The sequence below is a fragment of the Pimelobacter simplex genome, assembly GCF_900114845.1.
Classification (GTDB): Bacteria; Actinomycetota; Actinomycetes; order Propionibacteriales; family Nocardioidaceae; genus Nocardioides; species Nocardioides simplex.
Window position 1 is genome coordinate 785,315 of sequence record NZ_FOUK01000002.1, and the last position, 24,385, is coordinate 809,699.

Here is a 24,385-nt window from a genome sequence, read left to right on the forward strand (position 1 = left end):
GCGTCAGCCCCCCACACCGGAGTTGACGACGCCGCCGCACAGCCAGGCGCCGGGCGAGATCTGCTGCCAGCGACCACCCTTGTACTGGATGATCTTCTGGCACGGCGGCGTCTGCGCCGTGCCCACCCGCATCGCGGTGTGCGCGCCGTTGCCGGTCCAGCTGTTGACCTTCTTGACCGCCGCGACGAGCGAGGCGCGGCTCAGGTTGCCGCCGAGGGCGACCGCCTGCTCGACGAACAACCGGGCGGCGGACCACGAGAACAGGCCGTAGAAGTTCGGGATCGCGCCGGGCTTCACCTGCTGCAGCCACGAGAGGTAGAGCTGGATCTCCGGGTTGTTCTTGTTCTCGAACAGGTCGGTGGTCGAGTAGACGATCGTGCCCTCGGCCAGCGGGCCGGCCTGCTGGACGTAGCGCTGGTCGTAGACCGTGGGGTCCTGCATGAACACGTCGGGCTTGTAGCCCTGCTGCTGCATGGCCTGCTGGAGCTTGACCGTGTTCTGGTAGGGCCCGGTGTAGACCACCATCTTGATGCCCTTGTCCTTCATCTGCTGGACGTAGGGGGCGAAGTTGAACTCCGCGACGTCGATGCCCTGGGTGTACTTGATCGACCAGCCCATCTTGCCCCAGGCCGCAGCCTGGCTCTTGGCGTTGATCGGGGCCGCGCCACCGTTGATGTAGAGGACGCCGACGTTCTTGACCGCGTCGGGATAGGTCTTGGCCAGCCAGCGCGGACCGGAGTCGGCGATCAGGTTGGGCCGGATCGAGTAGACGCCGAAGCAGGTCGAGCAGCCCGCCCGCTCGGGCGTGGTCATCGCGGCCCGGATGTCGGGGAGGCCGCACGACTGGGCCACGCCCGCGCCGCCCGAGTCGAAGGCGCCCATCGAGCCGATCGCGGCGAACGCCTGGTCGCAGGCCTTGGTGTAGGCCTGCTGGTCGGCGCCGGCGTCGGCCCGGCTGTCGAGGTTGACCAGCTCGAGCTTGCGCCCGCAGATGGTGCCCTGGGAGTTGAAGTACTCGACGTACGCGCGGGTCGCCTGCTGCGAGGCCTCGAAGATGCCGGGCACCGGACCGGACAGGTCCGCCACGTTGGCCAGGGTGATCGTCTTGTCGGTGATCCCCTTCTGGTTCTTGAAGCCGTCGCACGAGCCGGCCTTGACGCCGCCCGCGGCCGCCCCCTTGCCCGTGGTGGGCGAGCCGCCGGTGCCACCGCCCCCGGAGCCGCCCGAGCCGCCCGTCGTACCGGTGCCGGAGCCGGAGCCCGAGGTCCCGCCGTCGCCGCCGGCGGCGGCCGGGTCGCCCGCCGTACCGCCCCCGTCGCCGGCGACCGGGGCACCGGCCGCGCCCCCGCCGTCGCCGGAGCCACCCGGCCCGTCGTTGACGCGGGCCACCGTGCCCGGGTCGAGCTGGGAGCCGCAGGCGCTCAGCGCGAGCACCAGGACGGTCACACCGAAGTACCGGCGCGTGCGGAGACTCATGGGCATGCGGACCTCTCGCATCGGGAGCACAGCAAGGTCCCGGTCCCGGGGACCTCACCCCTCCAACGACGCCGGTGTGACCCGGGTCACGCACGAAATGCAACGTGTTTCAGTTTTCGTCGCGGCACGGCGCTGACGCGACGCCCGGGGGAACGTCTCGGCCGCGCCGCACGTCCCAGGCATCATGAGAGCCATGTCGCCGCGTCTCCGCCTGCTCGCCGCCCTCCCCCTCCTGCTGCTCCCCCTGAGCGCCTGCGGGAGCGACGACGGCGACCGGGCCGCCGACTCCGCCTCGGACACCCCGAGCGGCACCCCGAGCACGACCGGCACCCCGACGGGCAGCCCGGGCGCCACGGACACCCCGAGCAGCACCGGCAAGTACCCCGAGTTCGAGCCGGCCGACTACGTCTACCGGCTCCGGGTGCTCTGCTTCTGCCCGCAGGTCGGCACGGTCGAGGTGACCGTGGCCGACGGCGCGGTCACCGACGCGGTCATCGCGGGCGGCCCGCGGAAGGGACAGGCCGCCCCGGAGTTCACCCGGCTGACCATCAACGAGGTCATCGCGAAGGCCAACGACCCTGCCGCGGCCAAGGTCCAGGTGGAGTGGCCCGACGGCCAGGACCACCCCACGTCGGTGCAGATCGACCGGATCGCCAACGCCGTCGACGACGAGGTGACCTACGCGATCAAGGACGTCCGGGTCGCCCCGTGACGCCTCAGCGCGGGACGAGCACCCAGTAGTCGAGGTCGAGCAGCACGCCGGCGGCGTACTTGCCGTCGTCGCCGCGCAGCGTCATCGACTCGTCGCGGCCCTTGGTGGCGACCAGGCGCAGCCGCAGCGCGCCCACGCCCGGGGCGGACGTCTCGGCCTTGTCGAGCACCTCGGACCAGGCGTAGACCGTGTCGCCGGCGAAGGCCGGTGCGGTGTGCGCGCCCGCGTTGATCGCGGCGACGAGCTGGGCGTTGGCCAGGCCGTTGAACGACAGCGCGCGGGCCATCGAGATCACGTGGCCGCCGTAGATCAGCCGGTTGCCGTCGGGGCGGGCCTCGACGTTGAAGTGCACCTTGGCGGTGTTCTGCCACAGCCGGGTGGCCTGCTGGTGCTCGGACTCGGTCAGCGTCACGCCGTCGACGTGGTCGATCTTCTCGCCGACCTCGTAGTCGCCGAAGCGGTGCGGCTCGCCGGCCGCGGCGAAGTCGTAGTCCGAGAAGTCGAGGCCGGCCGGGATCACCAGGTCGGCGGCGGCCACCGTCGGCGCCAGCTCCGGGACGACGGTCTCGGGCGCGGGCGCCGCGGCATCGCGCTTGTGGACCATCACCCAGCGGGCCCAGTCGAGGGCGACCTCGCCGCGCTGGTTGGTCGCGGTGGAGCGGACGTAGACCACGCCGCTCTTGCCGTTGGAGTTCTGCTTGAGCCCGATCACCTCGGAGGTCGTGCTCAGCGTGTCACCGGGGACGACGGGCTGGTGGAACCGGCACTCGGCGTACCCCAGGTTGGCGACCGCGTTGAGCGAGACGTCCGGGACGGTCTTGCCGAACGCGATGTGGAAGGCGACCAGCTCCTCGACCGGGTGCGGGTCGAGACCGACCGACGCCGCGAAGACTGCGGACGACGGCACGGCGAAGCGAGTCGGGTAGAGCGACCCGTAGACGGCCCGGTCCCCCTCGGTCACCGTGCGCGGCGTCGCGTGCCGGATGACCTGGCCGACCGTGAAGTCCTCGAAGAAGTTGCCCGGGTTCGTCTTGCTCATGGGCCGTCATCCTGCCAGGTCGGCCAGGAGCCTCCGCCAGACCTCCGCGACGTGATCGATGTCGTATTGACGGGAGTCGCGCAGCGCCTGCTCCCCCAGCTCGTCGCGCAGCTCCTTGCTCTGCATGAGCTCGCGCAGGGCGGCGGTGAGCGCCGGGACGTCGCCGTCGGGCACCAGCCGGCCGTTCGCGTCGTTCACGAGCTCGCCGGGGCCGCGCGGGCAGTCGAAGGTCACCACCGGCGTGCCCTGGCTCAGCGCCTCGATGATGGTCATCGGCAGCCCCTCGAGGTGCGAGGACATCGCGAAGATCTCGGCCGCGCGCAGCTCGGCGGGCATGTCGTCGGAGTTGCCGGCCAGCTCGATCGTGCGCACCCCGGTGGCGTCGATGCGCGCCTGGAGCTCGTCCTGCTGGGGCCCGAGGCCGAGGATCCGGCACCGCCAGTCGGGGAACTCCGGGGCCAGCACCGCCCAGGCGTCGATGAGCCGGTCGAAGCCCTTGACCGGAGCAAGCCGGCCCGCGGCGACGACCGTCCGGCTGTCGCGCGCGACCCGCTCGGGCACCGTCGGCCACGGGATCGCGTTGCGGATCACCTCGATCCGGGCCTCCGGGAAGTCGCGCAGGTAGTCGCGCCGGTCGGCCTCGGTGAGGACGACGAACGCCGCGAGCGCCGCCATCGCCTGCCGGATCACGCCCATCCCCCCACCCCGCCGCTGCCGCCCGGGGTAGTTGAAGTGGTCCCACGCCACCCGGACGACCTCCGGCGCCGTCAGCGCGGTGGCGAGCCGGTGCAGCGAGGGCCGGGTCGAGATCAGCACGTCGCCGGCCCCGAGCCGGCCCAGCTCCCGGGCCAGCGCGGCGTCGGTGAGCCGGGAGAAGTAGGGGTCGCCGACGTACGCGCTCTTCGTGCGGGCCTCCTCGCGCTGGCCGCGCGGCAGCTCGTCGATGCGCCGGTGCGCCACCGGCACCAGGTGCCGCACCGGGATCCGCGGGTCGATGGCGAAGGCGTGCCGCCCGCCGTCGTACACGCTGACGATCTCGATGCGGTGCGTCGCGACCAGGGCCCCGGCGATGTTGACCACCGCTCGGGCCACGCCGCTGCGCCCGTGGACGGCGGCGACCAGGAAGACCACCCGGGCCCGCTCGTCCGTCTCGTGGCCGTGGCCCTGCAGGACAGACCGCAGGCGCCTCAGCGCGCGACGACTCATGCGCACAGTGAACCCGATAAGGTTCGGCCCGTGGCGGATGCGAGCAAGACTTTTCCTGCGTTGCTCTCCGTGGTCGTGCCTTGCTACAACGAGGAGGCCGTGGTCGACGCTCTCGTCGCGGTGCTCAAGGACGTTCTCCCCGAGGTCGCCGCGTCGTTCGAGGTGCTCCTCGTGGACGACGGGAGCAGCGACGGCACGCTCGACCGGCTGCGGGCGATCAACGCCGACGACCCCCGCTTCCGCTACCTCGCGCTGAGCCGCAACTTCGGCAAGGAGTCGGCGATGCTGGCCGGGCTCAGCCTGGCCAAGGGCGACGCCGTCGCCATCCTCGACGCCGACCTGCAGCACCCGCCCACGCTCCTCGCGCAGATGCTCCCGCTGCTGGCCGAGGGCAACGACCAGGTGGTCGCACGGCGTACCCGCACCGGGGACAAGCCGGTGCGCACCCTGTTCTCCAAGGCGTACTACCGGATCTTCAACCGGCTCATCGACGTCACCCTCGAGGACGGCGAGGGCGACTTCCGCGTGCTCACCCGCCGCGCGGTGCGGGCCTTGCTCGCGGTCGGCGAGTACAACCGGTTCTCCAAGGGCCTGTTCTCGTGGATCGGCTTCCAGACCGCCGTGGTCGACTACGAGAACGTCGCCCGGGCCGGCGGCGAGACCAAGTGGAGCATGCGCAGCCTGGTCAACTACGGCATCGACGGCGTCGTCTCCTTCAACTCCCGGCCACTGCGGCTGGCGATCTACTTCGGCGCGTTCATCTCGCTGGTCGCCTTCCTCTACGCCATCTGGGTGCTGGGCGACGCGATCATCAACGGCAACCAGGCGGCCGGCTACGTCACCACCATCTGCACGGTGGTCGGCTTCGGCGGCGTCCAGATGATCCTGCTGGGGGTGATCGGCGAGTACCTCGGCCGGATCTACCTCGAGACCAAGCAACGGCCCCACTTCCTGCTCAAGGAGAGCAGCGACGGACCGGAGCGCACACCGGTCGCCGTCCTGCTCGGCCAGGAGCACGAGCAGTTCATCAACCTCCCCCTGAACGAGGATCGCGCGTGATCAAGCGGCTGACCTGGCCCCTCGCAGTCGTCGTGGTGACGGGCCTCTACGGCCTGCTGCCGCTCCTCGGCAGCCGCGAGGTCTACCTGCGCGGCGACTCGGCGGCCCAGTTCGCCCCCACGTGGTGGTACCTCGGCCAGACGGTGCGCGAGCACGGCCTGCCGATCGGCCTCGACCCGAGCTCGTTCGCCGGCGGCAACTTCGCCGCCGAGGCGCTCTTCGGCATCTGGAACCCGATCAACCTGCTCATCTGGCTGTTCGTCTCCGGCTCCGGCGACCTGCTCTTCGCCGTCGCCGCGGTCAAGATCGCGATCCTCGCCGCCCTCGCCCTCGGCACCTACCTCGTCGCCCGCGAGTACGACGCCGAGCCGTGGGCCGCCGCGGCGGTCGCGATCGCGCTCCCCTTCTCCGGCTTCACCCTCTGGTGGGACGCCGGCTCGTGGCCGGCCGGCCTCGCCGCCTTCGCCTACGCCCCCTGGGTGTGGTGGGCCTTCCGCCGCACTCTGCGCGGTGCGATGAACCCCTTCTGGGCGTTCCTGGTCGGTGCGCTCGGCGTCACCCAGGGCAACCCCTACGGCACGCTCGCGGTGGTCGTCGTCGGCCTCGGGCTCGTGATCGAGGGGCTGGTCACCCGCAACCGGGTGGGCGCCGTACGGCTGCTGCTGACCGGAGGCTGCGTCGCCGCGCTGCTCCCCCTGATCTACCTCCCGCTGCTGCGCGCCTCCGAGCTGGCCGCGCGCTCCGACGGGCCGGTGTTCGGCAACAACGGCAAGCTGCGCCCCGAGCTCGGCGACCTGCTCGGCATGAGCAACCCGACGTTCGTCCCGTCGATCATCTCGATCACCGGCCCCACCCAGGTGCCCGTCGCCTACTTCTGCTGGTTCATCCTGCCGCTGCTGCCCTGGCTGCGGTTCGGCGTCCTGCGCGAGCGCTGGCGGGCGCTGACCGGCCTCGGCGTGATCGGCGTGCTCTACCTGGCGCTCACCCTCGGCCCCTCGAACCTGTGGCTGTTCCGCTGGCCGCTGCGCCTCATCGAGTACTTCTACCTCGCCCTCGGCGTCGCCCTCTCGATCGTCCTCAGCAAGGGCCTGGCCCGCGACCGCTGGCGGGCCCGCGTCGGCGGCTCGGCCGCGATCGTCGTCGTCCTCGCGTTCCAGGCGTGGGCCCAGCACCCCACCTGGCTCACCTCGACCCTCGCCGGCGCCCTCGTCCTCGCCGCCCTGACCGCCGCGGCCCTCCTCGTGCACCACTACCGCGCGGGCGCGACCAGCCTGCTCGCCGTCGTCCTGATCGGGGGGACGGCCGTGACCATCGGCCTCCAGGCGAAGGTCTACCAGGAGAACGACGGCGCCCGGATCTACCACATCCCCACCGACGTCTCCGCCCTCCAGGACCGCTTCGGCGACCTCGACGGCCGGGTCATGCAGTTCGCCGACTTCCGCAAGGCGCAGAAGAAGGCCCAGCAGACCGGCGACGACCGCAAGCTGCGCCGCGCCTGGAAGAACTTCCTGCCCGGCAGCATGTACCACGTCGCCGGCGTCGACGCCGTCAACAACTACACCGGCATGGGCTTCCGGCCGTTCGAGAAGCGCCTGTGCCTCCACTACGAGGGCTTCACCACCCCCTGCGGCTACAAGCGCGTCTGGAAGCCCCTCACCAAGGGCAAGGACCAGCCCCCGCTCGCCGACCTCCTCAAGCTCGAGACCGTCGTCGCCCAACCGGACCAGACCGTCGGCGTCACCCCGCCGTCCAACTGGAAGTACGCCGAGCACGGCGACCGCATCGTCCTGGTCCGCGCCGACACCCTCCCCTGGCCCGACAGCGAGCTCAGCTGGGCGTCGTCCGGCGTCGAAGTCACGAGCGCCCGCCGCTCCGGCCTGTCCGAGTCGGTCGAGCTCTCCGCCCCCCGCGGCGGCCAGCTCACCTTCGCCCTGCTCGAGTGGCCCGGCTACACCGCCACCCTCGACGGCAAGGAGCTGGAGGTCGACCACAACAAGGCCGGACTGCTCACCGTCGACCTCCCCCAGGGCGCCTCCGGAACCCTCGAGCTCACCTACGACCGCCCCGGCAAGGCGGTCGCCAACCTCGGCATCGCCGTGGGCCTCCTCGGCGCCCTCGCCCTCGGCGGGTACGACCTGCTCACCCGCCGCCGCCGGCGCGGGGAGCGCGAGGACGAGCCCGACGGCGCCACCCCGGGCAAGCACGCCGCCGACGCCTGACGGAAAGGCGCCGAATACGGCCCGCCGGACCGAACGACCCACCGTTCGCCCCGGAAGAGGCCCGCACGACCGCGATCCGGCCGAACGGTGGATAGTTCGGCGCGAGCGAAGCGAAGCGGTAGAGGTGGCGGCCGCATAGCGGCGGCGCGGACGAAGTCCGTGCCGGCACCCCGCGCCGCCAAGCCGGCCGTCCGGGCCCCGCAGTCAAGGCCGGGCGAAGCCCGCCGCGCAGCGGCCGAGCGCAGCGAGGGCCTTGACGGCGGGAGACGGCCGGCTAAGCGCGGCCGCCACCGCAACCCCGCTCACCAGCACCCGCGCCCCAGCCCCAGCCCCACCGCGAGGTAACACGCCGTCCACCGCACTTCCCGCCGCTTCTCGTCCCTTCCACGCCGTTGCAACGGCCGTACAGCGACGACAACCGCCGACCAGCACCGCGGACAGCGTGTTACCCCACCTAGGAAAACGGCGACCGGCGGCTCCCCGAAGGAAGCCGCCGGCCGGAGTGCAGGCTGAGGAGGACCGGGTCAGCCCTTGAGGGCGTAGTCCTTGAGCAGCGAGCGCCCGATGATCATCTTCTGGATGTCCGAGGTGCCCTCGCCGATCAGCATGAACTTGACCTCGCGCATGAGGCGCTCGATCTCGTACTCCTTGGAGTAGCCGTAGCCGCCGTGGATCCGGAAGGAGTCCTCGACGACCTCGTTGGCGTACTCGGAGGCGACCATCTTGGCCATGCCGGCCTCGACGTCCATCCGCTTGCCGGTGTCCTTGAGGCGGGCGGCGCGGACCATCATGTTGTGGGCGGTCTCGACCTTGGTGGCCATCTCGGCGATCCGGAAGAGGACGGCCTGGTGCTCGGCGATGAGCTTGCCGAAGGTCTTGCGCTGCTGGGCGTAGGCGACGCCGAGCTCGAAGCCGCGCCAGGCCAGGCCACAGGCGCGGGCGGCGACGTTGACGCGGCCGACCTCGACGCCGTCCATCATCTGGAAGAAGCCCTTGCCGGGCTCCCCGCCCAGGATCTGGTCGGCGGCGATCTGGTGGCCCTCGAGGATGAGCTCGGTCGTCTCGACGCCCTTGTAGCCCATCTTGTCGATCTTGCCGGGCACGGTGACGCCCTGGGCGGTCTCACCGAAGCCGGCCTCCTTCTCGACGAGGAAGGTGGTCATGTTCTTGTAGACGCTCTCGGCGCCCTCGTCGGTCTTGACGAGCAGCGCGACGAGGGTGGACGACGCACCGTTGGTCAGCCACATCTTCTGGCCGGTGATGGAGTACGAGCCGTCGTCCTGCTTGGTCGCCTTGGTCGAGACGGCGGAGACGTCGGAGCCGAGGCCCGGCTCGGACATCGAGAACGCGCCGCGGACCTCGCCGGTCGCCATGCGGGGCAGGTACTTCTGCTTCTGCTCGTCGGTGCCGTGCTGCATGAGCAGGTAGGCGACGATGAAGTGGGTGTTGATGACGCCGGAGACGCTCATCCAGCCGCGTGCGATCTCCTCCACCACGAGGGCGTACGTCAGCAGGGACTCGCCCAGGCCGCCGAACTCCTCGGGGATGGTCAGGCCGAACACGCCGAGCTCCTTGAGCCCGTCGACGATCTCCTGGGGGTAGGTGTCGGAGTGCTCGAGCTCCTGCGCCACCGGGATGATCTGCTCGTCCACGAAGGTCCGTACGGCCTTCAGGATCTCGGTCTGGTCCTCGGTGAGTCCTTCGGTCTGACAGAGCTTCGGCATCGGTTCCCTTTCGCTGGTGCTACCGCAGCGCACTGTACCGGCGAGTAGGGGGTCCTGGATCGCCTGAGCTCGTGACGTATCGCACGTCCCCGGCGTCCGTCCGCGGCCACCGCGCCGCGCCTAGCCTGGCCCCATGACCAGCGACAGCTCCCTCGACCCGACGGCCGCCGCGCGGCTCGACGCCACCCTCGACGCCCTCGGTGCCGTGGTCAGCGACCTGGCGGACGCCGTCCAGGAGTTCCGGACGGCGGTGGCCGGCTTCGACGGCACCGTGGAGCGTGCCGACGGCCTGCTCGCCCGCGCCGACAAGCTCCTCGCCCCGCTCGCCGCCACCCAGCAGGTGGGCGACCAGCTCAAGGTGGCCGGCGCGCTCGCCGGGCAGGTCGCCTCGGCGGCGGTGAAGAAGGGCGTGGCGGCGGCCAAGGGCGCGCGCCCCTAGCCACCGCCACAGCCGCGCTCACCTCTCAGAGCGGGCGACCCGCCGCCTTGAAGAACGGCACGAACAGGCTGTCGTAGCTGGTCTTGTCGATCGTCACCACGGCCCGCGTGGCGACCTTGTGAGCGTCCTTGACCAGCGGCCGGTTCGAGTCGATGCGCAGGGCGCGGGTGCCGCCGCTGGCGCTGACCAGCGAGCTGGCGGCCGGGAGGTGGTAGCGGGTCCAGTTGCGCTGGTGGGCGACCCACGACTTCTTGCGGACGTTGGTGCCGAGCAGCTTGATCAGGGTCCGCTCGCCGGCGCTGACCTTCTTGCCGGAGGTCAGCAGCTGGACGTGGACGCCGCGCTTGCGCGCCTGCTGGATCGCCTTGACGACGGCCGCCATCTTCAGGTCGCGCGTGGCGAGGTGGACGACGGCACCCTTGGGGGCGAGGTTGATCGAGCGCACCATCAGGGCGGTGACCGCGCGCGGTGAGGTGCGCGGGTCGGTGAGGACGGTGCCGGGTGAGAAGGCCGAGGCGCTGGAGCCGGTGAGGGCCAGGTCGGCGGTCAGCTGGCGGTGGTCGGAGTGGACGACGCGCACGGACTGGCCGCGGACGGTGTACTGGCCGGCCGAGGCGAGCAGGATGTAGTCGATCGTGGAGTTGCGGTACATGCCGGTCGGCAGCGCGGCGCCGGTGACGTCGTACACCGGGGTGAGGCCGAGGGCGGTCACCGTGGTGCGCGGGTACTCCGCGGCGGCGCGGTAGTTGACGTTGAGGTCGCCGCCGACGAGGACGGGGCCGTGGGCGCGGAGCTGGTCGACGAGGAGTGCGAGCCGCTTGAACGACGGCTCGATCTGGTCCTTGGTATAGCCCGATCGGGGCGCGAAGTGGGTCGAGATGACCGAGATGCGCTCGCCGATGTTGCTCTGCAGCGAGACCCAGTTGGCGTAGCGCTTGCCGAGCTCGAACTCCTTGCTCGGCTGCTTGCGCAGCTTGTTGCTGATCATCCAGGTGCCCTGGGCGACCATGTTCCAGCGCGCGGTGTTCCAGGCGACCGGCGTCTCGCCGGTGAACGCGCCGGGCGTGCGCCACAGCTGGTAGCCGGCGGGCGTCAGCCAGGAGTCGGGGCGGTAGGTCACCTCGTTGAAGGTGACGAAGTCCGGGCGCTGGGCGTAGACGGCCGCGATGTCGGCCTTGGTCTTCGCCGTCGACATGTTCGACTTGATGTTGGCCTGGACGATGCGCAGCGGCGCCGAGACCGGCTCGGTCCCCGGGGTGCCCGGGGTGTCCGCCGCGAGGCGCACGCCGCCGTCACCTCCCGGCAGCCAGAGCAGGCTGACCGCAAGGGCCGCGACGACCGCGGCGATCGCCATCCGTGGCGTCCGCGCGACGGATCGGAGGTAGGACATGAGAGCACTCCGTGGGGTCTCGAAACACTGGTGCACAGGGATCACACCAGTCACATCGGCACCACGGCAAGGGCCGCCGAGTAACTACAGATGTGTAGTTCTGACGGGGGTTTCCGGCTCCCGCTGAACTACAGAGGTGTAGTTCGTCAGCGGCGGGCGCGGGCCTCGAGAAGAGGCACCAGCGCCTCCTCCATCCGGCGGACGACGACGGCCAGCTCGGCGTCGAGAAGGGCGTTCTCGCGCACCGCGACCTCGACCTCCGCGACCCGCGCGCGCTGGCGCCGGACCCGCATCAGGCCGGTCACCTCGGCCGCGGCGACGGCCCGGGCGCGGAGCCGGTCCGCGGCGCTCACAGGGAGTCCGTGCGGTAGGTGCGCAGGGCGGCGGCGGTGACCTCGCCGTCGGCGAGGTCGGCCGGCAGCAGCAGCTCGGTGACGACGTCCTGCAACATGGCCACGCGCTGGTGCAGCGCCCGGCTCTTCGCGACCTCGGCCTCGAGCTCCTCGATCCGTGCTCGCAGCTGGGCGTCGGCCCGGTCGACCGCCGGCGCCGTCACCCGCTGGGCGATCCGGCGCAGCCGGCTCCCGGCGGGAGCCGCGCCCGGGGTGCTCCGCTCCCCCGCGCTCGTCGCGGCACCCTCGGTGTCGGCGCGCCACAGCAGCAGCAGGTCGCGCAGCGCGTCGAGCGCGGCCTCGAGCACCTCGGCATCGCTCACCTCGCCGGACAGCCGGCCGGTGGGGCGCGTGGCGCGCAGGTCGTCGAGGTCGCCGTGGACGACGTGCCCGGAGGCGGCCAGCGTGGCGATCGCCTGCTCGGCGCGCGCCTGCGCCTCGTCGTACTGCCGGTCGGTCATGGCCAGCGGCTCGTCCCGCCGCGGGGCGATCACGCGGTGCGCGAGGGTGTCGCGCAGCCAGCGCGCCTTCTCGCGGCTGTTGTCGAGGGGCGCACCGAGCCGCTCGTTGACCCGGCGCAGCAGCTCGGCGCCGACGGCGCCCAGCGACTCGTTGACCCGGGGCAGGTCGAGGTCGACCGGGACGTCGGCCAGGCCGCACGCGGCCGCGAACCGGCGCCACAGCTCGGTCGGGTCGGCCGGGCTCCGCGGCACCGTGACGACGTGAACGTGGTCGGCCGCGAGACCGGCCCCGGCCCCCCAGCGCTCGGCGACGCTCGTCGGGTCGGTGGTCCGCCAGCCCCACTCGCTGCGCGGTGCCTCGGCCTTGGGCGGCTTCCAGTCCTCGAGCGGCGTCGTGAGGCCGAACTTGAGTCGCTCCTGCCAGGCCGAGGGCACCGAGCGGGCCAGGTCGCGCGCGGTGATGACCACGTGGACGTCGAGCCCGGCGAGGTCGCCGATCGCGCGCGCGGCCTGCTCGGCCGAGGCGGCGGAGAACAGCTCGTAGCTCAGGATCGCGCTCGGCCCGTCCCAGGCGCGGATCTCGGCGACGAGACGGCCCCACTGGTCACGGCGGTCGGCGGGGAGCTTCTCCCAGCGCGGGTCCTCGCGGACCTGGAGCGCGGCCTGCACCCGGGTGCCCTGGTCGCGCCCGACGACGAGCACGCCCCGGTCGGCGAGGACCTTGCGGTTGCCGTCGAGCACGCGCTGGAGGTACGTCGTGCCCGACTTCGGCGAGCCGACGTGCAGGTAGACGGTGCGGGTCATGCGGAGCTCCCCCCTCGGGGCGGGACGTGGATGGTCATCCGCCAGGTCGCCGGCGGCACGGAGGTGGTGGCGGCGAGCGCCGCCTCGGCCGCGCGGACGCCGTCCTCGGCGCGCACCTCGGCGCCGATCGCCTCGGCGGCACGGCGGGTCTCGGCGGGTCCGGTCGGCCAGAACCGGCCGCCCAGGGCCTCGGTCCGCTCGGCGAGCGCCGGGCGCGACCAGGCCTGCGACTCGAGGTGGATCTCGCCACCCCCGCGCAGCGCGATCGCGACGAGCTGCCAGAACTGCTCACGGCCGTCGGGCGCGAGCGACTCGAGCAGGCCGCGGGCGTAGACCGCCTGCGGCCCGCGGTGCCGGGCGAGCAGCACCGCGCGGGTGAGGACGTCGCGGACGTCGTACAGGTTGACCTCGTTGCGGGTCAGGCCCTCGACGTCCGGCCAGAGCCGGCGCCGCGGGAGGGCGTAGTCGAGTGCGACCGCCGGGACGCCCTGGCGCGCGAAGTACGCCGCGTCGGCGCCCGTGCCGGCGCCCACGTCGAGGACCCGGACCCCCTCGGGCAGCCGGGGCAGCACGTCGCGCGCGAAGCCGGACTCGACCGGACCGGCCTTGGCCGCCGTGCGGTTGAAGGCGTTCCACTCACGGCGCTGGCGCCAGAGCTTGCCGAACCAGCCGTCGAAGCGCTGCTCGATCTCCGGGCCGGGCTGGTGCTGGAAGGACGGGTCGGGCACCTTCCAATTGGGCCCGTAGGAGATCTCCAGGATCTTCGCCGGGTCGGCCGGGCCGGGCAGCATCCGGCCCTCGAACTCGATCGGCTTGAGCGGCAGCAGCGCCTCGCGCGGCACGGGCGTGCGGACCGTCGCGGTCTCGTAGAGGTTCCCGTCGAAGAAGAACGTGGTGTAGACGTCGATGCCGGCGCCCGCGCCGTCGGGCGTGGGCACCTGCACGGTGAGGAAGCAGCCGGCCCGGATCTGCAGCTTCATGCCGGCCGCGCGCAGCGCCCGGGCGATGTCCCACAGCTCGCGCTGCATCTCGGCCGGCGTGGACTTCTCGGAGAGGTAGCACAGGTCGACGTCGGAGTCGTGGCCGATGGCCTTGCCGCTGCGGGCGGCGCCGAGCAGCGTGCCGAACGAGATCCACGAGCGGACGCCGCAGGTGTCCTCGAGGACGTCGATGATCCGCTGGGACTCGTCGGCGAGCAGCCCGAGCAGACCCTCGCCCCGGGTGTCGAACGGACGCTGCAGCAGGCCCCACTTGTCGACGATCACCGGCAGCCCGTGCCGGTCGCGCATGTCGACCGCGGCGTCGTCGTCGGTGAAGGCGACCCGGCCGGTGAAGAGCGTGCGCTCCTCGGCGACCACGCGCACGTCGGACCAGCCGACGAGGAAGGCGCGCAGCCGCTTGGGCCACGGCACCAGGGTCTTGCCCGGCTGGTCGACCGAGAACGACCAGCCGCGGTGCTCGCCGAAGTAGACGTCGCCGGAGCCCGTGAAGGAGACGGGGAGGTGGATGCCCTCGCCGTCGACGAGGACCCCGGCGCCTGCGGCCGTCAGAGGCCGTTCTCCTTCATGAACGAGTACGGGTCGACCGGCATGATCCGGCCCTCGACCACCGACGACTTGACGGGGGCGAGGTTGACCGAGCCCCACGAGCCGGGGCGGTGGTTGTAGAGGAAGTCGGTCCAGTCGATGTACGCCTTGGTCATCGCGACGTCGCGGAACTCGCCGACGACGTCGTCGCTGGCCAGCGGCACGGAGCTCCAGTTGGCGCTGCCGTTGTAGGTCACCCGGGCGTTGGTCACGCCCTGGTAGTTGCCGCTGATGGCGAGCGACTTGAGGTGCAGGTAGATGTCGTAGACACCGTTGCGGTCGCGGTCGTAGGCCAGCTGGAGCTTCTGCACCTTGTTGGCCGTCAGCAGCTGGTGGACGTTGTTGCCCATGAGCGCGTAGACGATGCGGATGTCGCAGCCGGCCTTCTTGAGCTGGACCAGCTTCTGGGCCAGGCGGATGCCGCGGTCGCCGTGGATGGCGGTCTGCATGATCCGGATCTTGGTGCGGCCGTTGTAGCCCGCGCCGCCGGTGGCGCCGGTGCACTTGATCTGGTTGAGCCGCGCCATGTCGGGGTCGCCGACCTTGGTCGGGACCGCACCCTTGTAGGGGTAGAAGAAGACGCTCTGGGTGGGGCTGAACTTCGCCGCGACGTAGCCCTTGCTGCCCTGGTTCTTGTCGAGCTTCATCTGGTTGAACACGTTGACGAACGTGTCGTAGATGGTCTTGTTGTTGACCCAGGTGTAGAGGTCGTTCCACTGGTCGTTGGCCGCGACGTCGGTGGCGTTGTTCGAGCCGAACATCGTGACGTACTTGCGGTCCTCGACCCGGCTGAACAGGTAGAACTTCGAGTGCGGGATGCCCCGCGCGCCGCGGCACGAGCCGGCGCACGTGCGCAGCCAGCTCTGGACCGGGCGGTTCTCCTTGCCCTTGAGCACCTTGGCCACGGCCGCGGCCTCGGGGTTGGGGTGCTCGCGGCTCCAGTTGACCTTGTCCATGATCACCTGGACGGCGACGCCGCGCTTGTGGGCGCGGATCAGCGCGTTCATCCAGGAGCGGCCGCGGATGTTCCACGCGGCCATCTGGATGACGTCGCCCTTGCGGGTGCTGTCGATGCTGCGCAGGATGTGGCGCCGGATGTTGGTCGCCTTCTTGCCACCACGGCTGTAGGGCTCGTTGAACCTCAGACCCGGGTTGGGGTTGTAGTGGTCGCGCTTGGCCTTCTTCTTGCGGTCGACCGCCGCCGGAGCGGACGCCTCGACGCTCGACGGGGCGACGACGGCGACGGTGGGCTCCGGGGCGGAGGCGTGGGCACCGGGCAGGGCCCCGAGCCCGAGCCCGACGGCGAGCGCCGTCACCCCGATCACGAAGCCGGTTCCGGCACGACGCATCACAGCACTCCTCAGTCTCGGGCCTCGTCACCCCCGGCCATGCCCGAGAAGGACGGCGGGGACAGACCCCGGCGCAAAATCAGCCGACATCGTATCCCACCGTGTCGCAGGTACCGGCAGGAACGTGAACACCGTCACCCGGTGCCCGGGATCAGCCCGAGCAGGCCACCAGCAGGGCGTTGTAGTCGGCGTCGTGCTCGCGGTCCGGGGTGGCCCGGACGACCTCGCGGCCGACGATCGCGTAGTACTGGTCGCCGTGCTGGGCGAGCTTGCGGTTGACGCACCCGCGGATGCTCTTGGAGACCTGCCCGAACTCGTCGACGCAGCCGCGGTAGGACGCGGGGAGGATCTTGCCCTCGACCCAGACCTTCTCGCACGACGGCAGCTGGACCGGCTTCTTGGTCGGCGTGGGCGTCGCCGCCGGCGTGTCGGTCGCGGGCGTCGAGGCGGGGGCGCTCGACCCGGGCGCCGACGAGCCGTCGCCGGCGGGCTTGTCGTCGTCACCGCATCCGGCGAGCGCCAGGGTGCAGGTGAGGGCCGCGACCAGGACCCCGAGACGGGTCGGCAGGAACGAACGCATGCGGACCATCGTAGGGGTCGCGCGCCGCGGAGCCGGGAGGTTCAGGATGCCTTGTCGGCGACCTTGGCGTCGGCGTAGATGAGGTGGTGGTCGCTGAGGCCGTTGGCGACGGTCGTGTTGTCCTGGACGTAGCCGGAGAACTCGATGGAGTCGGCCGAGCCGAGGATCCAGTCGATCCGCTGCGGTCCCCCGGGCGGACGGCAGCCGCCGCCACCGGACCCGCCGTTGGCCGCGGTCATCCCGGCCCGGTTCGCGAACTTGCAGAAGACCGTGGTCTTCTCGTTGAGGTCGCCCATCAGCAGGACCGGGTGCCCGGTCTCGCGCAGCTTGTTGACCAGGCCGATCTGGATCTCGGCCGAGGCGTTGCGCTCGGCCTGGCGGCCCTGCGGCGAGTTGTGCGTGACGATCACCCAGAACTGGGCGCCCGTCTTCTTGTCGCGGAGCAGGACGTACGGGATCGGGACGCTGCCGATGCCGTTGAAGGTGTGCGAGGAGCCGCCGTTGTCGACCATCTCGAAGCGGTCGGTGCGCCACATGATCTGCACCCGGTAGCCGTCGCGGCCGAGCGCGTCCTGCGGCCACATCTGCATCGCGCCGAGGTTGTTCTGGAAGACCGGTCGCTGGTCGCGCTGGACCTCCTGGAGCCCGACGATCGACACCCCGCGGTCGCGGAGCAGCGCGGCCTCGCGGGCGGCCCGGCTCAGGCCGTTGCCGGCGTGGTTGCTGCCGAGGATGTTGAGCGTGGCGATCCGGAAGCTGGTCGTGGAGGGCTGGCTCTTGCGGGCGATCGCCTCGACCTGCTCGACGAGCGGGTTGACCTTGCGCTCCTGGTTGCGCGACGGCGCCTCGGCCTCGGCGGAGCGGCCCTCGCCGATCTCGCCCGGCGTGGCCTCGGACGTCGCGGAGCTCGTCTCGGACGGCGCGTCGCTGCTCTCGTCGGAGCTGGACGCGGGCACCTGGGTGCCCGCCCCGGCGGCCGAGGGCGGCGTCGACGACGAGGGGCCCGCCGCGGCGACGTCGGCGCCCATCGGCGTCACGGACGTGTCGACGACGGTCCCGACCACGATCGCCGCGAGACCCGCGACGGCGGCCAGGACGACGACGACGAGCTCGGTGCGCGAGATGGCGCGCTTGACGCGCCGGCGCGTCCGGTCCTCGGTCACCCTCAACTACCTCCCGACGTCCCATCGGCAGGGGGACGGCTGATCGGAGTCACGGACTCTACCTTGCGTCCTGGGTCACACCAATCCGTCACGAGAGCGCGGCACCACGTCAGCCGGGCCGGGGACCGGTAGCGTTCGAGCGTGAGCACCACTCCGTCCCGCGTGTTCGCGGCCCGGTTGGTCGGGCTCCCGATCTTCGACCCCCAGGGCGACCAGGTCGGGAAGGTCCGCGACCTGGTCGTGACGATGCGCACGGAGGGGACCCAGCCCCGGGTGCTCGGGATGGTCGCCGAGGTGTTCGGGCGGCGCCGGATCTTCGTCCCGATGACCCGCGTCACCAACATCGACTCCGGGCACGTCTACACGACCGGCCTGCTCAACATGCGCCGCTTCGAGCAGCGCTCCACCGAGACCCTGGTCATCGGCCAGATGCTCGACCGCACCGTGACGATCACCGACAGCGGCATCACCGGCACCGTGTACGACGTCGCGATGGAGCCGGCGCGCACCCGCGACTGGGTGCTCAGCCGGGTCGCCGTCCGCGAGCCGTCCAAGGGCTTCCGCCGCCGCGGCCAGAGCCACGTCGTCGAGTGGCGCGACGTGACCGGGCTGACCCGCAGCGACGACCGCCAGGGCGCCACCCACCTGGTCGCCGCCCTCAACGAGATGCGGCCCGCCGACGCGGCGAGCATCCTGCACGACCTGCCGCCCGAGCGCCGCACCGCCGTCGCCCTGGCGCTCGACGACGAGCGGCTCGCCGACGTCCTCGAGGAGCTGCCCGACGACGACCAGGTCGAGATCCTCAAGGGCCTCGACTCCGAGCGCGCCGCCGACGTCCTCGAGGAGATGTCGCCCGACGACGCGGCGGACCTGGTCCGCGACCTCCCGCCCGAGACCGCCGAGATCCTGCTCGAGCTGATGGAGCCCGACGAGGCCGAGGACGTCCGGCGCCTGCTGTCGTACGTCGAGGACACCGCCGGCGCGATGATGACGCCCGAGCCGGTGATCCTGGGCCCGGACGCGACCATCGCCGACGCGCTCGCCCACGTCCGCAACCCCGAGCTGACCCCGGCGCTGGCCGCGCTCGTCTACGTGTGCCGCCCTCCGCTCGAGACCCCGACCGGCAAGCTGCTCGGCGTCGCGCACATCCAGCGGCTGCTGCGCGAGCCGCCCTCGACCCTGGTCGCCGGTGCGCTCGACGACTCGATGGAGTGGCTGCGGCCCGAGGCCAGCATCGACGAGGTCGCCGCGCACCTGGCGACGTACAACCTGGTGGCGGCGCCGGTGATCGACGAGAACGGCCGGCTGCTGGGCGCGGTCACCGTCGACGACCTGCTCGACCACATGCTCCCGGCCAACTGGCGCGACCGCGCCCGCGAGCGAGGGACGGGACCGCGATGAGCGACACCCGCCGCACGCGCGAGCGGCTCGACACCCCGCGCGACGAGCGCCGCCAGCTGGTCCGGCGGCCGTCGTACAACGCCGACACGTTCGGCGTCTTCGCCGAGCAGTTCGCCCGGTTCATGGGCACCGCGACGTTCCTGATCTACATGACGCTGTTCGTCGTCGGCTGGGTCGCGTGGAACCTGCTGGCCCCCGCGGACCTGCGCTTCGACAACTACCCGTTCATCTTCCTCACGCTCATGCTGAGCCTGCAGGCCTCCTACGCCGCGCCGCTGATCCTGCTCGCCCAGAACCGCCAGGAGGCCCGGGACCGGGTCGTGGCCGAGCAGGACCGGCAGGCCGACGCCCGCGCCCACGCCGACATGGAGTTCCTCGCCCGCGAGGTCGCCTCGCTGCGGATGGCGGTCGGCGAGGTCGCCACCCGCGACTTCCTGCGCTCCGAGCTGCGGGGACTGCTGGCGGACCTGGACGAGCGGGTCGACGAGCGAGGCGACGAGCGTGGGGCGTCTCACGAGGACGGCGCCGACGAGGACGTGCGGGGCGCTCCGTAGACTCAGGGGTTGTGAGCACCACGCAGCACGCCCCGTCCCTCGAGCAGGTCATGGCCGCACTGGCCAAGGTCAACGACCCCGAGATCAAGCGGCCGATCACCGAGCTCGGCATGGTCGACCAGGTCGACATCGCGGCCGGCGACGGCGGGTCGGTGGTCACGGTCAAGGCGCTGCTCACCGTGGCGGGCTGTCCGCTCAAGGACACGATCACCCGCGACGTCACCTCCGCGGTCACCGCGCTCCCCGGCGTCACCGGCGTCCAGGTCGAGCTCGGCGTGATGTCGGCCGAGCAGCGCTCGGGGCTGCACGAGACCCTGCGCGGCGGCCAGGCCCAGCGCGAGATCACGTTCGCCCAGCCCGGCTCGCTGACCAAGGTCTTCGCGATCGCCTCCGGCAAGGGCGGCGTCGGCAAGTCCTCGGTGACGGTCAACCTGGCGCTCGCGCTCGCCGCGGCCGGCCGCAAGGTCGGTGTGGTCGACGCCGACATCTACGGCCACTCGATCCCGGCGATGCTCGGCGTCGCCGACTCGCGGCCCACCCAGGTCGACGACCTGATCATGCCGGTGCCCACGCCGTCCGGTGTCTCGGTCATCTCGATCGGCATGCTCAAGCCGCGCCGCGACCAGGTCGTCGCCTGGCGCGGACCGATGCTCGACCGGGCGCTCGTGCAGATGCTCGCCGACGTCTACTGGGGCGACCTCGACGTCCTCCTGCTCGACCTGCCCCCGGGCACCGGCGACATCGCCATCTCGCTCGGTCAGCACCTGCCCGGCGCCGAGGTGGTCGTGGTGACCACCCCGCAGGAGGCGGCCGCCGAGGTCGCCGAGCGGGCCGGCACGATGGCGTCGATGATGCACCAGCGCGTCGTCGGCGTGGTCGAGAACATGAGCTACCTCCCCTGCCCCCACTGCACGGCCGAGGGCAAGGACCACCGCCTCGAGATCTTCGGCTCCGGCGGCGGCGAGCGGGTGGCTGCCACCCTGTCCGAGCGCTTCGGGTACGACGTGCCGCTGCTCGGCCAGGTCCCGCTCGACGTCTCGCTCCGCGAGGGCGGCGACGCCGGCAAGCCGATCGTCGACTCCGACCCCACGTCCGCGGCCGCCTCGGCGCTGCGCGCGGTGGCCGACCGCCTCGACGGGCGCGGCCGGGGACTCGCCGGCATGCAGCTCGGACTCACCCCGACCAGTAAGTTCTGACCAGCGCAGCACGCGGGTAGGGCGACAGGAGCTGGCGGGTGTTCGGTATCGGGTTCGGCGAGATCGTCGTCATCGCCTTCATCGCCGTGCTCGTCTTCGGGCCCGACCGGCTGCCCGAGGTCGCCCGCCAGGCCGGCAAGCTGGTCCGCCAGATGCGGCACTTCGCCAACAACGCCCGCGACGAGCTGCGCTCCGAGCTCGGCCCCGAGTACGCCGACCTCGAGCTGAGCGACCTCGACCCGCGCGCCATCGTCCGCAAGCACCTGGCCGAGGCGATGGCCGAGCTCGACGAGCTCGACGACGCCGTCCGCAACGCCGGCGAGGACGACGAGCCGTCCTCGCTCCCGCTCGCCCCGGGCGAGCGGCCGCCGTACGACTTCGACGCGACCTGAGCCCTGAGCCCTGAGCCGAGCCCGGCCTCAGGCGCGGGACTGGGCGGCGGCGAGCGCGGCGAAGGTGACCAGCACCGTGCGCCGTTCCTCCCCGGTGGTGAGCTCGCAGAAGTCCGCCCCGACCCGGCGCAGGTGACCCTCGTGCCGGCTGCCGTCGCGCAGGTGCAGCAGGCACGCCTCCCCCGCCTCGGAGATCCGGCGCAGCGCGGACGCCAGCCCCAGCCGGGTCAGCGGCGACCACGCCACCGCCGGCACCGCGCGCACGGAGGCGCCCTCGACCGTGGTGACGGCGTCCTGGTTGATCACCCAGTCGTGGTCGCCCGCCGCCACCAGCAGCCACCCGGCGGCCACCCGCTCGACGACCCCCGCGACCGGACCGACCCCCGCGACGCTCACCGTCGCGGTCGACCCGACGGTCGCCATCAGCCGTCCGGCCAGCGTGACCTGCTGGTACTCCGCCCGGCTGCGGTCGGCCACCTCGACGTCGCGCTCGGCGGCGTACAGGGCTGTCGCCTGGTCCTCCAAGTCGTCGAACAGCGCGAACAGCTCGTCCTCCCAGCCCATGGGCTCCAGCCTCGCACGGCCCGCGGCGAATCGACGCTTTGCGAGCACCGGCGCGCGATCCGTTGACCGCCCCCATGAGCGAGCACATCCTGAGGCAAACGCAAGCAAACGCAAAGGTTCTCTCGGGATGGAACTCGCTTCGTCGCCGGCGGCGCGCCGCCGGGCAGCGCTGCTCTGGCTGGGCGCCTCCGCAGCCGCGGTGCTCGCCGGGCTGACCCTGGGTCCCGGCGCGCTCCGACTGGTCCGGCTGGTCCGGGCACCGGGGACGACCTTCGCCGAGCTCCTCGTCCAGTGCTGCACGGCGATCGCCCTGGTCGCGGTCGCCGGGCTCTGGCTGGCGGCGACCGACGTCGCGCGCGCCGTCGTGCTGCGACGACCGGGGCGGGCAGGGCCGGTGCGGGTCGGGCCGGTGCGGGCGGTGCTGCTCGCGCTGTGCGGGATCACCGCGCTGGCCGGTACCGCCGCTCCCGCCGGTGCCGCGGACCCGCCACCTGCACCCGCGCCCGGCCTCGCCGGCCTCCCGCTCCCGGACCGCCCGACGGGCACCCGGTCCGAGCCGAGCCGGCAGGTCGTGGTCCGCCCCGGCGACACCCTGTGGGCGATCGCCGAGCGCGCCCTGGGCCCGGGGGCGACGGCCCGCGAGGTGGCGGCCCACTGGCCGCGGATCCACGCCCGCAACGCCGCCGTCATCGGCCCCGACCCGGACCGCATCCGGCCCGGCCAGCTCCTCCACCTGCCCCCGCCCCCGCCGCTCCCCTAGACCGATCACCACCGCTCCCGGAGGCACCATGTCCGCGTCCGCGTCCGCGTCCGCACCTCGAGCCGCCCGCCTCACCGTCCCGGTCAGCGCGACCCAGGGCACCCTGGCGCTCGCGCTGCTCCCCCGGCAGGCCCCACCCCCGCCCGGACCTCTGCCACGCCCGCCGAGCCCGCGGCCGGGGGGCGTCGTCGTCCCGATCGACCAGCGGCTGCGGCGCACGATCGAGGAGTGGACCCACCGGTTCGTCCAGGCGGCGGTCGAGATCGTGGGAGGCGACCGGCCGGTCTCGCAGCTGCTGCGCTGGACCGCCCCCGAGGTGTACGGCGACCTGCACCGCCGCGCGCTCCTGGTCGCCCGGGCGGGCGGCCACCAGCCCGGGCTGGCCCGGGTCCAGGCGGTCCGGCCGCGGGTGCAGAGCGTGCACGCGTGCTTCCTCAGCGACGCCGTGGTCGAGTGCGGGGTGCACGTGCGGCACGGCGCCCGCTCGCGGGCCGTGGCGGCGCGGTTCGAGCGGGTCGAGCAGCGCTGGATCTGCACCGCTCTCGACTTCTCCTGAAGCCGCCTCCGGCAGCGACCGCGCTCCCGCAGGGCTGGTCAGGTGTGACCTGGGTCACTACGTTGCCTCCATGATCCGTGCACTCGCGGCCACGCTCGCCGCTCTCGGTACCACGCTCGTCGTCCCCCTCACCGCCCCCGCCCCCGCCGCCCACGCCGACGGTCCCGGCGCCGGCGGCCCGTGGGTGGTCTCGGTCGGCGACTCCTACATCTCCGGCGAGGCCGGCCGCTGGGCCGGCTCGTCCAACAGCAGCAGCGCCCGGGCCGACGCGCTCGGGCCCACGGCGTACAACGACAACGCGGCGGGCACGGGCGAGGCGATCGCGCGGTGCCACCGCAGCCGCAGCGCCGAGATCCACGTCGGCGGCGGGGTGAGCAGCCTGAACCTCGCCTGCTCCGGCGCGACGACGGCGACCTCGACCGGCGACACCTTCAAGCCCGGTCTGGACTTCTACAGCGGCAGCCAGGGCGTCGGCCAGGCCCGCGCGCTCCAGGACTTCGCCGCCGGGCACAACGTGCGGATGGTCGTCGTCTCCATCGGCGGCAACGACTTCGACTTCGCCGGCATCGTGCAGCAGTGCGTGCAGGACTTCCTGCTCTCACCGTCGTGGTGGAAGGACTACTGCAAGGACGACAGCAGCGTCACCCGCAACTTCACCGCCGCGAACGTCGCCACCGTCCGGTCCCGGATCGCCGGCGCGCTGACCAACCTGCGGACGGCGATGCGGAACGCCGGCTACGCCGACAGCCAGTGGACGATGCTCGTCCAGACCTACCCCTCCCCGATCCCCGGCGGCTCCGGCTTCCGCTACGGCCAGAGCGGCTACGGCCGGCAGAGCACCGGCGGCTGCGGCTTCTGGAACGCCGACGCCGACTGGGCCAACGGCACCGCGCTGCCGACCATCAACAGCACCGTCACCGGCGCGATCAGCCAGGCCGGGATCGGCAACGCGAAGGTGCTCGACCTCGCCGGCACGTTCAACGGCCGGCGGCTCTGCGAGTCCGGGGTCGGGCTGTACGAGGAGGTCGGCCTCCCGAGCTGGCAGAGCGCCGGCGCCGTCGACCGCACCGAGTGGGTCAACCAGATCCGCACCGTCACCACGGCGGGCGACTCGCCGTACTACATCCAGGAGTCGCTGCACCCGAACTACTGGGGCCAGCTCGCCGTCCGCTCCTGCGTGCGCCAGGCGTACAACAACGGGACGCCGCGGGGCGGCGCCTGCGTCCGCAGTGGTACCGGGTTGGTCGGGGGTGAGCCGCGGATGAGTCTGCGGTAGGGGCCCGGCGCCAGTTTCGCCGGTCAACCGGCGAAACTGGCACTGGACCGCTAAAACTCACGCCTGACCGACGGAACTTCATCGGTC

The 24,385-nt window shown here is 72.2% G+C and carries 23 protein-coding genes; 11 read left to right on the forward strand and 12 right to left on the reverse strand.

What is annotated here, in order from left to right; all coding sequences use genetic code 11:
- Positions 1-3: 3 nt before the first annotated feature.
- A complete protein-coding gene (locus BM223_RS11350; RefSeq protein ID WP_141267197.1) occupies positions 4-1,482 on the reverse strand; it encodes an ABC transporter substrate-binding protein in 1,479 nt (492 codons plus the stop codon).
- Between the two features lie 187 nt (positions 1,483-1,669).
- Here BM223_RS11350 and BM223_RS11355 point away from each other — a divergent pair, with 187 nt between their 5' ends.
- Entirely contained in the window at positions 1,670-2,188 is a 519-nt protein-coding gene (locus tag BM223_RS11355) for a DUF6174 domain-containing protein (RefSeq protein WP_052138384.1), read from the forward strand.
- Between the two features lie 4 nt (positions 2,189-2,192).
- Here BM223_RS11355 and BM223_RS11360 read toward each other — a convergent pair whose 3' ends face one another.
- Together BM223_RS11360 and BM223_RS11365 are read right to left on the reverse strand one after the other, a co-directional pair.
- Positions 2,193-3,227, reverse strand: a complete 1,035-nt coding sequence (locus BM223_RS11360) for a MaoC family dehydratase (RefSeq protein WP_038677794.1) — start codon at positions 3,225-3,227, stop codon at positions 2,193-2,195.
- A gap of 6 nt (positions 3,228-3,233) precedes the next feature.
- Entirely contained in the window at positions 3,234-4,433 is a 1,200-nt protein-coding gene (locus tag BM223_RS11365; RefSeq protein ID WP_141267196.1) for a glycosyltransferase, read from the reverse strand.
- A 30-nt stretch (positions 4,434-4,463) separates the two neighbouring features.
- Between BM223_RS11365 and BM223_RS11370 the strand changes: the two genes are divergently transcribed.
- Positions 4,464-5,492 (forward strand): glycosyltransferase family 2 protein, encoded by a 1,029-nt coding sequence (locus BM223_RS11370; RefSeq protein ID WP_200887094.1) that lies wholly within the window; start codon positions 4,464-4,466, stop codon positions 5,490-5,492.
- Positions 5,489-7,711, forward strand: coding sequence for a hypothetical protein (locus BM223_RS11375; protein ID WP_052138382.1), 2,223 nt, complete (start codon positions 5,489-5,491; stop codon positions 7,709-7,711). Before BM223_RS11370 ends, BM223_RS11375 begins: the two co-directional genes overlap by 4 nt.
- A 524-nt stretch (positions 7,712-8,235) precedes the next feature.
- Here the strand turns inward: BM223_RS11375 and BM223_RS11380 are convergent.
- On the reverse strand, positions 8,236-9,435 hold the full coding sequence (locus BM223_RS11380) for an acyl-CoA dehydrogenase family protein (protein ID WP_038677792.1): 1,200 nt from the start codon (positions 9,433-9,435) through the stop codon (positions 8,236-8,238).
- 133 nt (positions 9,436-9,568) lie between these two features.
- Between BM223_RS11380 and BM223_RS11385 the strand changes: the two genes are divergently transcribed.
- Entirely contained in the window at positions 9,569-9,874 is a 306-nt protein-coding gene (locus BM223_RS11385) for a hypothetical protein (RefSeq protein ID WP_038677791.1), read from the forward strand.
- 25 nt (positions 9,875-9,899) lie between these two features.
- Here the strand turns inward: BM223_RS11385 and BM223_RS11390 are convergent, their stop codons facing one another.
- From BM223_RS11390 to BM223_RS11420, 7 genes are all read right to left on the reverse strand, one after another.
- The gene (locus tag BM223_RS11390; RefSeq protein ID WP_082003597.1) at positions 9,900-11,264 is read right to left on the reverse strand and encodes an endonuclease/exonuclease/phosphatase family protein; all 1,365 of its coding nucleotides are present in this window, start codon (positions 11,262-11,264) and stop codon (positions 9,900-9,902) included.
- Between the two features lie 146 nt (positions 11,265-11,410).
- Positions 11,411-11,617: a hypothetical protein gene (locus BM223_RS11395; RefSeq protein ID WP_038677789.1), complete on the reverse strand. Its 207-nt coding sequence runs from the start codon at positions 11,615-11,617 to the stop codon at positions 11,411-11,413.
- Positions 11,614-12,921, reverse strand: a complete 1,308-nt coding sequence (locus BM223_RS11400) for a DUF6752 domain-containing protein (protein ID WP_038677788.1) — start codon at positions 12,919-12,921, stop codon at positions 11,614-11,616. The genes BM223_RS11395 and BM223_RS11400 overlap by 4 nt, the downstream gene beginning before the upstream one ends.
- Positions 12,918-14,333 (reverse strand): class I SAM-dependent methyltransferase, encoded by a 1,416-nt coding sequence (locus BM223_RS11405; protein WP_038677787.1) that lies wholly within the window; start codon positions 14,331-14,333, stop codon positions 12,918-12,920. The genes BM223_RS11400 and BM223_RS11405 overlap by 4 nt, the downstream gene beginning before the upstream one ends.
- A gap of 134 nt (positions 14,334-14,467) precedes the next feature.
- On the reverse strand, positions 14,468-15,856 hold the full coding sequence (locus tag BM223_RS11410) for a phospholipase D-like domain-containing protein (protein WP_038677786.1): 1,389 nt from the start codon (positions 15,854-15,856) through the stop codon (positions 14,468-14,470).
- Between the two features lie 151 nt (positions 15,857-16,007).
- Positions 16,008-16,436, reverse strand: coding sequence for a hypothetical protein (locus tag BM223_RS11415; RefSeq protein WP_038677785.1), 429 nt, complete (start codon positions 16,434-16,436; stop codon positions 16,008-16,010).
- 41 nt (positions 16,437-16,477) lie between these two features.
- Positions 16,478-17,599: an endonuclease/exonuclease/phosphatase family protein gene (locus BM223_RS11420; protein WP_038677784.1), complete on the reverse strand. Its 1,122-nt coding sequence runs from the start codon at positions 17,597-17,599 to the stop codon at positions 16,478-16,480.
- A 141-nt stretch (positions 17,600-17,740) separates the two neighbouring features.
- On the opposite strand from BM223_RS11420, the gene BM223_RS11425 reads away from it, so the two are divergent.
- The 4 genes from BM223_RS11425 to BM223_RS11440 are packed head-to-tail and all read left to right on the forward strand — an operon-like array spanning position 17,741 to position 21,142.
- Positions 17,741-19,000: a magnesium transporter MgtE N-terminal domain-containing protein gene (locus tag BM223_RS11425; RefSeq protein ID WP_038677783.1), complete on the forward strand. Its 1,260-nt coding sequence runs from the start codon at positions 17,741-17,743 to the stop codon at positions 18,998-19,000.
- Positions 18,997-19,554: a DUF1003 domain-containing protein gene (locus BM223_RS11430; RefSeq protein ID WP_038677782.1), complete on the forward strand. Its 558-nt coding sequence runs from the start codon at positions 18,997-18,999 to the stop codon at positions 19,552-19,554. Before BM223_RS11425 ends, BM223_RS11430 begins: the two co-directional genes overlap by 4 nt.
- 50 nt (positions 19,555-19,604) lie before the next feature.
- Positions 19,605-20,750 carry an Mrp/NBP35 family ATP-binding protein gene (locus tag BM223_RS11435; RefSeq protein ID WP_038683883.1) on the forward strand — a complete coding sequence of 382 codons (1,146 nt, stop codon included), beginning with the start codon at positions 19,605-19,607 and terminating at the stop codon, positions 20,748-20,750.
- A 38-nt stretch (positions 20,751-20,788) separates the two neighbouring features.
- Positions 20,789-21,142 (forward strand): sec-independent translocase, encoded by a 354-nt coding sequence (locus BM223_RS11440; RefSeq protein ID WP_038677781.1) that lies wholly within the window; start codon positions 20,789-20,791, stop codon positions 21,140-21,142.
- A gap of 27 nt (positions 21,143-21,169) precedes the next feature.
- Here the strand turns inward: BM223_RS11440 and BM223_RS11445 are convergent, their stop codons facing one another.
- On the reverse strand, positions 21,170-21,706 hold the full coding sequence (locus tag BM223_RS11445) for a hypothetical protein (RefSeq protein ID WP_038677780.1): 537 nt from the start codon (positions 21,704-21,706) through the stop codon (positions 21,170-21,172).
- 127 nt (positions 21,707-21,833) lie between these two features.
- Here BM223_RS11445 and BM223_RS28345 point away from each other — a divergent pair, with 127 nt between their 5' ends.
- From BM223_RS28345 to BM223_RS11460, 3 genes are all read left to right on the forward strand, one after another.
- Positions 21,834-22,466, forward strand: coding sequence for a LysM peptidoglycan-binding domain-containing protein (locus BM223_RS28345; protein ID WP_075018562.1), 633 nt, complete (start codon positions 21,834-21,836; stop codon positions 22,464-22,466).
- A 28-nt stretch (positions 22,467-22,494) separates the two neighbouring features.
- Positions 22,495-23,022: an Rv3235 family protein gene (locus tag BM223_RS11455; RefSeq protein ID WP_052138381.1), complete on the forward strand. Its 528-nt coding sequence runs from the start codon at positions 22,495-22,497 to the stop codon at positions 23,020-23,022.
- A gap of 70 nt (positions 23,023-23,092) precedes the next feature.
- Positions 23,093-24,298 (forward strand): SGNH/GDSL hydrolase family protein, encoded by a 1,206-nt coding sequence (locus tag BM223_RS11460; RefSeq protein WP_052138380.1) that lies wholly within the window; start codon positions 23,093-23,095, stop codon positions 24,296-24,298.
- The last annotated feature ends 87 nt before the right edge of the window (positions 24,299-24,385 follow it).